We start from the raw sequence: 8,781 nt of genomic DNA, 5'->3' as shown, positions 1-8,781 counted from the left end.
CCGGCCTGCTCACGCGCGAGCAGAAGGGCCGCTGGGCCCACTACTCCGTCGTCCCGTCAGCCTTTGCCGAACTCCGCGCGTTCCTCGACATCGCCTGAACCTCACCCCCGGTCGGGAGGCTCCCATGACCGCTCCCCAGCGTCTTGTTCGTCTGTGTCCACAACGCCGGTCGATCCCAGATGGCAGCCGGGTGGCTGGGGGAGCTCGCCGGGGACCGCATCGAGGTCCGCTCCGCGGGGTCCATGCCCGCCGAGCAGATCAACCCGGTCGCAGTGCAGGCCATGGCCGAGGCAGGAATCGACATCACCGCCGAGGAGCCAAAGGTGCTGACCACCGAGGCCGTGCAGGGCTCCGACGTGGTGATCACGATGGGTTGCGGGGACGCGTGCCCGTTCTACCCCGGCAAGCGCTACGAGGACTGGAAGCTCGACGACCCCGCCGGGCAGGGTATCGACGCAGTCCGCCACATCCGCGACGAGATCCGATCTCGGATCGAGACGCTCACAGCCGAACTGCTCGGCCCGGACCCGGCACGACCATGAGTGACGTCGTCGTCATCGGTGGAGGCCAGGCAGGACTCGCCGCGGGCTATTTCCTCCGCCGCGCCGGTCTGGACTTCATCATCCTCGACGACCAAGAGCGATCGGGCGGTGCCTGGCAGCACGGCTGGCAGTCGCTGCGGATGTTCTCCCCAGCTCAGTACAGTCCTCTGCCCGGCTGGCCGATGCCCGCCCAAACAGGCGAGCTCTTCCCCACCGCAAGCCACGTCGTGGACTATCTCGAACGCTACGAGAAGCGCTACAACCTCCCTGTGCGCCGATCAGTCAACGTCACCGACGTCAGACCTGACCACCAACGCCTGGTCGTGGAGACCGATGCGGGCTCGCTGAATGCCGCTGCGGTGATCAGTGCAACCGGCACATGGCAGAGCCCCTACGTCCCGTACTACCCCGGTCAGGACACGTTCTCCGGAAAACAGCTGCACACTGTCGATTACGACTCGCCCGACATGCTCGCGGGCGAACGAGTCGTGGTCGTGGGAGGAGGGAACTCCGCCGCGCAGATTCTCGCCGAGGTCTCAGCGGTGGCCGACACCGTGTGGGTCACGCGGCACCCGCCGCGGTTCATGCCGGACGATGTCGACGGCAGCGTCCTCTTCGACGTTGCCACCGCCCGAGAGGCGGCCCGTCGCTCCGGTCGTGATCACGGCGGGGTGGAAGAACTCGGAGACATCGTCATGGTCCCACCCGTACGGGAAGCCCGCGATCGCGGCGTCCTGAACCGCTCGCCCATGTTCGACCGCCTCACCTCGACGGGAGTCTCCTGGCGAGACGGCCGAGAGCACGCGTGCGATGCGATCATCTGGTGTACCGGCTTCCGCCCTCACCTCGGTCACCTGAGCGGATTGAGGCTGCCCCGCGACCACGGCCGGCCCGCCACCAAGGGTACTCAGAGCATCGGCCACCCCGGACTGCACTTGCTCGGCTACGGCGACTGGACCGGGTTTGCCTCCGCCACCATCATCGGCGCAACCCGGACCGCCAAGCTCGCCGTCGCCGAGATCAGCGCACGAATGGACAGGGCATGACCTCTGTGCGCGATGACGCGATGACTTCGACGATCCTGACGTCCATCAAAGACACCCAAAGAATCCACCTCGATTAGCGACACATCAAGGAGTAGACAGATGAACTGCTGGGAACACACAGATGGAGGGACCGATTCCGTCCCCGCCGTCGCATTCTGCCGGCACTGCGGTGCGGCACTGTGCAGAGAGCACGCGACGGTCTGCGCGGACGAGCGTATCCGCCATAGCGGATTGGGATCGCCCACGCGCTTGCTACCCGATGGCCGGAAGATCTGCTGCCCCACCTGCCGACAAGCTTTCGCGGAGTCCGTTCCCGAGCACAGGGCCGAGGAACGTCAGCGTGAGATGGCAGCGAACGGGAGAGCATCTGCCATCGCGTCATGCTGACGCAGGGGACTGATGCACGAGTAGGTATCAAGCTGACACCCGATCGCGTATCAGTCCCGATCACTGCCAGCGGAGGCTCGCGGTTGCGTCTAGTCAACGAGGCTCAGACTACCGGGGGTCGGCATCGTTCGGTTGAGAATTACTCTCCGCCGAGCCGCGCACAGCGGTGAACGCAGCTCGTGGCGACGTTGCAGTCTGCGTGCACCGCCGAGGGGCATCCCGGCGGGCACCCGTGTCCTAAACGACCAGTTACGGGATTGTCGTCTTCCTCGGGACGGTGGCAGGTAGGAGGCGGACGAGGACGATCATGGCGATGAGTTCGACGAGAGTCTGAGTAACCACTGCGCGTGGTGCGATCGCCAGGGCATCGGGAAGCGATAGCGCGAGCGGGAGGACCATCTGTGAGTTGCGGGTGGCGGCTGAGAACATCACTGCCCGCGTCAAGGCGGTACCGCTGGCGGCAGCCGCAGCTGCATGGTCAGTGCATGCTGACTAAAGCTTCGCGCCTCGAGGTCATGAATCGTCTCGGCCGTGCCATGGCCGACCCAACCCGGTCCCGCATCCTGCTGTCGATCCTCGACCATCCCGGCTATACCGCCGTACTGGCGGAAGAGCTGTCGCTGACCCGTACCAACGTGTCCAATCACCTCTCCTGCCTGCGCGGCTGTGGCATCGTGGTCGCTTCCCCCGAGGGGCGGCGCACGCGCTACGAGATCGCCGACGCGCATCTGACCAAGGCGCTCTCAGGGCTGGTCGAGACTGTGCTGGCGGTCGATGATGGCCGTCCGTGCACCGATGAGGACTGCGGCATCCCGCTGTGCTGCGATGCCTCCGTCGAGGTGCGTTCCAAGGCGGGCACGCGATGAGCGACGAATGCTGCGGCCCCGAGAAGCCCGCACCGCCCGTGGCCCCAGTGGTGGAGGATGCATGTTGCGGAAGTAGCGGCCTGACGGATCCGCCGGAGGCACTCGAGCTCGAACAGCTCTCACCGTGGTGGCACGATCGCGCGCTGCTGCTGCCGATCACCTCTGGTGTCTTGTGGGTGCTGGGGCTCTTGACGGGATGGGCAGGACTCAATACAGCCGGTCTCGCGGCCCACGTTCTCGCCCTGCTGGCCGGGGCCTGGACGTTCGTCCCCGGCACTCTGCGTCGCCTAGTGCAGGGCCGTGGACGCGGTCGGCTTGGCGTCGGCCTGCTGATGACCATTGCCGCGCTCGGTGCGGTGCTGTTAGGGCACTTCGGTGAAGCCGCGGCCTTGGCGTTCTTGTTCTCTCTGGCGGAGGCGTTGGAGGACCGGTCGATGGATCGCGCGAAGCAAGGCCTGCGGGCGCTGCTTGCCCTCATCCCCGAGACTGCCCGCGTTTCACGTCCGGGCGGGCCGCAGACCATCGCGGCCGGAGAGGTCCGCACCGAGGACGTGCTCCTGCTCGGTGCGGGCGACAAGGTTGCCACGGACGGTGTGATCCTCTCTGGGCGCTCCTGGATGAATACTTCGGCGATCACCGGCGAGTCCATACCGGTCGAGGTCGGCCCCGGAGACGAGGTGCATGCGGGCTCCGTCAACGGCTCGGGCTCGCTAGCGCTACGCGCTACTGCTGATGGTCGGGACAATTCACTGACCCAGATCGTGCGCTTGGTCGAGCAGGCCCATGCCGCCAAGGGTGAACGTGCCCGCCTCGCTGATCGCATTGCCCGTCCCCTCGTCCCGGTGGTGCTGATCGTCGCCGCACTGATCGCACTCATTGGCGTCCTCACCGGAGACCCGGCAACTTGGACCGAGCGCGCCCTGGTGGTGCTCGTCGCCGCGTCGCCCTGCGCGTTAGCCATCGCTGTGCCGGTGACGGTCATCTCTTCGATCGGCTCCGCGAGCAAGCTCGGCGTGGTCATCAAGTCCGGCGCCGCCTTCGAACAGCTGGGGGCGATCCGCACTGTGGCTCTGGACAAGACCGGGACGCTCACCCGTAACGAACCCCGCGTCGTGGACGTCGCCACAAGTGAAGGCCGCAGCCGCGAGGAGGTCCTCGCGGCGGCCGCTGCTCTTGAGTCCGCCAGCGCCCATCCCCTCGCCGCCGCAGTCCTCGCCGCAACGGATGCCGCGGTGGACGCTGACGACGTCCAGGAAGTCCCCGGATATGGCATCACCGGAAGCATCCATGGCCGGGTGATCCGCGTGGGAAGTCCCCGCTGGATCTCCCCTGGCCAATTCGGGAACCGCACCCACGAGATGGCATCGCGTGGCATGAGCGTCGTCATGGTCGAGGAGGACAGCCATGTGATCGGCGCTGTCGGCATCCGCGACGAGCTGCGTCCCGAGGCGGCCGCGACGGTGGCTGCATTGCATGCCCAAGGCATCCGCACCGTCATGCTTACCGGCGACAACGCCCTGACCGCCCACGCAATCGCGGCAGAGGCCGGCATCGAGGAAGTCCATGCCGAGCAGCTGCCCGCTGACAAGGCCGCCTACGTCCGTCGCCTCTCGGAGCAGGCTCCGACCGCGATGATCGGAGACGGCATCAACGACGCGCCGGCCCTCGCGTCAGCGACGGTGGGCATCGCGATGGGAGCGACCGGCACGGCAGCAGCAGTCGAGTCGGCCGACGTCGCCTTCACCGGCACTGATCTGCGGCAGATCCCTGCCGCATTGGCTCATGCTCGCCGGGGTCACCGCATCATGACTGGGAACATCGTCCTCGCGCTGGCGATCATCGTGGTGCTGTTCCCACTAGCACTGTTCGGGGTGCTGGGTCTGGCCGCGGTGGTGCTCGTGCACGAGGTCGCCGAGGTCGTGGTGATCGCCAATGGCATGCGGGCCGCACGCACTCCAGGGGTAGGCGCGCAGGAGCCGTCCAGTCCGGTCGGGCAGGATCTGCGTGAGACGTCAACTGTCGGAAGGCCCGTTGCATGAGCAGGAGCACGAAATTCACTCTCGGACTGATCGCAGTGGCTGCGCTGGTCCTCGCCGGGTTCATCATCTTCCTCGACCCCGATGAGCAGGAATCGGCGCCGGCCGAGGACACGGGATCCGCGTCGGCCCAGCTCGTGCGAGAAGACAGTCCCCGGCTGTCCGAAGGTGGCGATGCCGTCTTCGTGGAGTACCTGGACTTCGAATGTGAGGCGTGTCTGTCCCTGTACCCCACGATCGAGGAGATTCGCGCCGAGTACGGCGACCGCGTGACCTTTGTGGTGCGGTACCTGCCGTTGCACGGAAATTCTGTCGAAGCCGCCAAGGCGGCTGAGGCCGCCGGAGAGCAGGGCGAGTTCGAAGCCATGTACAAGGCGCTGTTCGAGAATTCCGCCGAGTGGAGTCACCAGGAGACCTCGCAGCGGGAGGCGTTCTTCGGGTACGCCGAGGAGCTCGGGCTCGACATGGAACGCTTCGAGCAAGTCTATGACGATCCGGCCACCCTCGAACGCATCGAGCAGAGTGCTGCCGACGCGGAGGCGCTCGGCGTGACCAGCACTCCCACCTTCTTCGTCGACGGGGAGCGCCTGGAGCCCACCCGCGTCGAGGACCTCACGGATCCTCTCGATGCCGCACTTGAAGGCTGACGGCCCGGCCGCCGGGGAGCCTCGGGATTCGAGGGCTCCGCGCGGCCTGGGGATGCTCTTCACCGTCAGCGGCGCTATCGGCCTGGTCATGGCCGTTGTGCTGTTGGTCGAGAAGATTGCTCTGATCGAGGACCCCAGCTACGTCCCCTCGTGCAGTCTCAATCCGGTGCTTTCCTGCGGCTCCGTGATGGACACCCCGCAGGCCTCAGCCTTCGGCATCCCCAACCCGATCCTCGGCATCGCCGGCTTCGCGGCCGTTCTCGCGCTCGGATTCGCGTTCCTCGCCGGCGCCCGTGTGGCGCGCTGGATGAGTGTGCTCATCCAGGCAGGCGTGACCTTTGCGGTGCTCTTCGTGCAGTGGCTGATCGGGCAGAGCCTGTACGAGATCGGGGCACTGTGCCCCTACTGCATGGTCGTGTGGGCAGTGACCATCCCGCTGTTCTGGTTCACCACGATTCACCATCTCCGCGCTCTGGCAGACAGCTCCACCCCGGCCATTCGCCGGGGTGCCCGTCTCGTAATCGAGTTCCGCATCCCGATGCTTGTGGCCTGGTACCTCGTGATCCTGGCACTCATCGCCGTGAGGTTCTGGGACTACTGGTCCACGCTGTTCTAAGCGCCGGAGAGCTCACATCTCCGCCCACCCACCAATCCCCTCTCGATCACCTTGAAGGAGCGAGCACATGCGCGCCCACTCCCGGCGACGGATTCTGTACGCCACCGGTTTCTTGACCGCCACCGGTCTGTTCACTGCCTGCGGCAGCACTGATACCGGAGACCGCTACGACTCCGAGGACGCCGGATACGTCTCCGGCAACGGCGTGACCACAGAGATCGCTCCCGCCGATCGCGCCGAACCCACAGTGTTCACCGGGACCAGCTACGAGGGCGAACGGTTCGACTCCTCAGACCACTGGGGATCGGTGCTGGTGGTCAACGTCTGGTACGCCTCCTGCCCGCCATGCCGGGTGGAGGCCCCGGATCTTCAAGCGATCCACGAGGAGTACGCCGACCAGGGCGTGTCGTTCATCGGGATCAACGTCCGTGACTCGGCAGGTCCCGCCGGGGCCTTCGAGGAGACCTACGGGATCACGTATCCTTCGCTGCCGGACTCTGACGCAGAGATCATGTACCAGCTGCGCGGCCAAGTCGCGCCCAACGCAGTTCCCACTACTCTCGTCCTCGACCATGACGGCCGAGTCGCAGGTCGGATCTCTGGAGCGATCGACCCTTCCATCCTGAGATCGATGCTCGACGCCGTTCTCGCCGAAGGAGCCGCGTGAGCATCAACGGACTCGCGGAGACCTTCCAGTCGATCGCCCTGTCCGGGTCCCTTTTGCTGGCCATCACCGTCGCCGCGATCGCAGGCCTGATCGCGTTCCTCTCACCGTGCGTGCTGCCCATCGTGCCGGGCTACCTCGGTTACGTCTCCGGGCTCGCCGGACAAGGACTGAAGACCACCGAGCCAACCCGGGGCACCCGTGGGAATACCGGGAGTGCGGGACGACCGATGACCTTTTTCCGTGAGGGAACTGGAAGAATGCTGGGCGGTAGCTTGCTGTTCGTCGCGGGCTTCGCGGTGGTATTCATGGCGCTGGGCGGGTTCGCCGGCGCGATGGGATATCTCCTTCAGGCGCACGCAGTATGGATCAATCGGGTGGCGGGCATCGTCGTCATGTTCATGGGACTCATTTTCATGGGTGTGTTCCCTCGATTGACGGGAAATCTCCAGGTGTCCAGGAAACGTCCTGATGCTGGCCTTCTGGGAGCCCCATTGATGGGCTTCGTCTTCGGGCTGAGCTGGACCCCATGTATCGGCCCCACCTACGCCGCGATCATCGCGCTCTCCCTCGATGCCGGCGCCGACGGAGCGTCCGCAGCTCGGGGCGCGACCCTGGCGCTCGCGTACTCGCTCGGACTGGGTGTTCCCTTCGTCCTCAGTGCCCTGCTGCTTGACAGGGCGATGGGCGTGAGCAGGGCACTTGCACGCCATCGCCGCCTCATCGGAGTCCTATCCGGGGCGCTACTCATGGCGATCGGCCTGCTGCTGCTCACGGGAATGTGGGCCTCATGGATGGATCAGCTGCAAGGCTCCATCGCCACGTTCCAGCCCATCGTGTGAGCCTCACGAAGGCATTCTCTCCTGCCGATCTGCTGCCGGTGACCGACATGGGGTACGTCCACCTCGACTGCACTCGTGACGTCTACCCCATTTCGACATCAGGTTTTGGTAAAGAGAGGGTGTGAACCCGGGGCCATGTCGCGAGAGTGTTCAAGGGAAGGCGAAATCGTCGGTCGGGGTCGCTCATGACGCTATTCCGAGGGTGTCTCGGTCGGTACGTTGGTTCTACCGGCGACGAGGTATGAGAGTTTCTTCGCGATGCTTGCCCTGCTGTCGACGTTGCCGCGACCACTTGCCAGACGGCCCCGTGCATACACGCGGGGATATTCACGGAGAACATTCATGGCCACGAGCAATTCCCATCGCGCGGCCGGCCGCGCAGTCACCCCCCTTCGCCACAGCGGCCCCGCCCTGCGCGGCACCGGAGGCGCCGCCGTCCTCGGCACCGTCCTGCTCGGTTCCGCCTTCGCTGGTGGTGCGGCCCAGGCAGCACCCGCAGCGCCTGCCACCGCGCCGTCCGCAGTCACACAGGCCGCCGCGCCCGCCGCTCCGGCACCGGCGCAGGCGCTGCACTCCTCCGAGAAGCTTCGCTGGGGATCCCAGGGCGCCTCGGTCGAGCAGCTCCAGTCCGCACTGAACAATGAGGGCGCCTCACTCGCCGTCGACGGGAAGTTCGGCCCACTGACCCACAGTGCGGTGAAGGACTACCAGCAGACCAACGGGCTGCAGGTCGACGGCGTGGTGGGCTCCGAGACGCGCGGCTCTCTCAACGGTTCCGTCCCCGGCATCGGCGGTGGCGGTGCGTCAGTTCCTGCGGCCGCATCCTCCTCGAGCAGCACCGGGCAGGCGATCGTCGACGCCGCACGGACCCAGATCGGAGCCGACTACTCCTGGGGCTCGAGCAACCCGGGCGTGAGCTTCGACTGCTCCGGCCTGACCCAGTACGCCTACAAGCAGGTCGGCATCGACCTTCCGCGCACCTCCGGCCAGCAGGTCGACGCCGGCACCCAGATCTCCAAGTCCGAGGCCCAGCCCGGCGACCTCGTCGTGTGGCCCGGCCACATGGGCATCTACGCCGGCGGCGACAAGGTCGTCGATGCAGGACGCTCTCCCGGTGCCGTCACCGAGCGCACCA

General features: G+C 66.2%; 9 protein-coding genes and 1 pseudogene. All 10 read left to right on the top strand.

The features are described from left to right. Positions 1–98: pseudogene (locus M4D54_RS13425) on the top strand (transcriptional regulator); the annotation flags it as partial. A 45-nt stretch (positions 99–143) separates the two neighbouring features. After that, entirely contained in the window at positions 144–542 is a 399-nt protein-coding gene (locus M4D54_RS13420; RefSeq protein ID WP_259892041.1) for an arsenate reductase ArsC, read from the top strand. After that, entirely contained in the window at positions 539–1,588 is a 1,050-nt protein-coding gene (locus tag M4D54_RS13415; protein ID WP_259892039.1) for an ArsO family NAD(P)H-dependent flavin-containing monooxygenase, read from the top strand. The genes M4D54_RS13420 and M4D54_RS13415 overlap by 4 nt, the downstream gene beginning before the upstream one ends. Before the next feature lie 872 nt (positions 1,589–2,460). Beyond that, complete coding sequence (locus tag M4D54_RS13405) at positions 2,461–2,841, top strand: helix-turn-helix transcriptional regulator (protein ID WP_031306883.1); 381 nt, start codon at positions 2,461–2,463, stop codon at positions 2,839–2,841. Then, positions 2,838–4,880 carry a cation-translocating P-type ATPase gene (locus tag M4D54_RS13400; protein WP_259892038.1) on the top strand — a complete coding sequence of 681 codons (2,043 nt, stop codon included), beginning with the start codon at positions 2,838–2,840 and terminating at the stop codon, positions 4,878–4,880. The genes M4D54_RS13405 and M4D54_RS13400 overlap by 4 nt, the downstream gene beginning before the upstream one ends. Next, positions 4,877–5,524, top strand: a complete 648-nt coding sequence (locus M4D54_RS13395) for a thioredoxin domain-containing protein (RefSeq protein WP_249737047.1) — start codon at positions 4,877–4,879, stop codon at positions 5,522–5,524. The genes M4D54_RS13400 and M4D54_RS13395 overlap by 4 nt, the downstream gene beginning before the upstream one ends. Beyond that, a complete protein-coding gene (locus tag M4D54_RS13390; protein ID WP_031306885.1) occupies positions 5,505–6,140 on the top strand; it encodes a vitamin K epoxide reductase family protein in 636 nt (211 codons plus the stop codon). Before M4D54_RS13395 ends, M4D54_RS13390 begins: the two co-directional genes overlap by 20 nt. Before the next feature lie 67 nt (positions 6,141–6,207). Continuing rightward, positions 6,208–6,807, top strand: a complete 600-nt coding sequence (locus tag M4D54_RS13385; protein WP_017822345.1) for a TlpA disulfide reductase family protein — start codon at positions 6,208–6,210, stop codon at positions 6,805–6,807. After that, on the top strand, positions 6,804–7,646 hold the full coding sequence (locus tag M4D54_RS13380) for a cytochrome c biogenesis CcdA family protein (protein ID WP_259892036.1): 843 nt from the start codon (positions 6,804–6,806) through the stop codon (positions 7,644–7,646). Before M4D54_RS13385 ends, M4D54_RS13380 begins: the two co-directional genes overlap by 4 nt. 342 nt (positions 7,647–7,988) lie before the next feature. Then, positions 7,989–8,781, top strand: a 793-nt coding sequence (locus M4D54_RS13375; protein ID WP_259892035.1) for a C40 family peptidase, incomplete at its 3' end; no start/stop codon positions are given.

Source organism: Brachybacterium sp. p3-SID1565, assembly GCF_025143785.1.
GTDB lineage: Bacteria > Actinomycetota > Actinomycetes > Actinomycetales > Dermabacteraceae > Brachybacterium > Brachybacterium epidermidis.
Note: the sequence above shows the minus strand (reverse complement) of the source record. Positions and strands in the feature narration are given on the sequence as shown.

Coding starts and splice junctions, on each gene's coding strand:
- M4D54_RS13415 (WP_259892039.1), top strand. CDS start 539: ATGAGTGACGTCGTCGTCATCGGTGGAGGCCAGGCAGGACTCGCCGCG.
- M4D54_RS13405 (WP_031306883.1), top strand. CDS start 2,461: ATGCTGACTAAAGCTTCGCGCCTCGAGGTCATGAATCGTCTCGGCCGT.
- M4D54_RS13400 (WP_259892038.1), top strand. CDS start 2,838: ATGAGCGACGAATGCTGCGGCCCCGAGAAGCCCGCACCGCCCGTGGCC.
- M4D54_RS13395 (WP_249737047.1), top strand. CDS start 4,877: ATGAGCAGGAGCACGAAATTCACTCTCGGACTGATCGCAGTGGCTGCG.
- M4D54_RS13390 (WP_031306885.1), top strand. CDS start 5,505: ATGCCGCACTTGAAGGCTGACGGCCCGGCCGCCGGGGAGCCTCGGGAT.
- M4D54_RS13385 (WP_017822345.1), top strand. CDS start 6,208: ATGCGCGCCCACTCCCGGCGACGGATTCTGTACGCCACCGGTTTCTTG.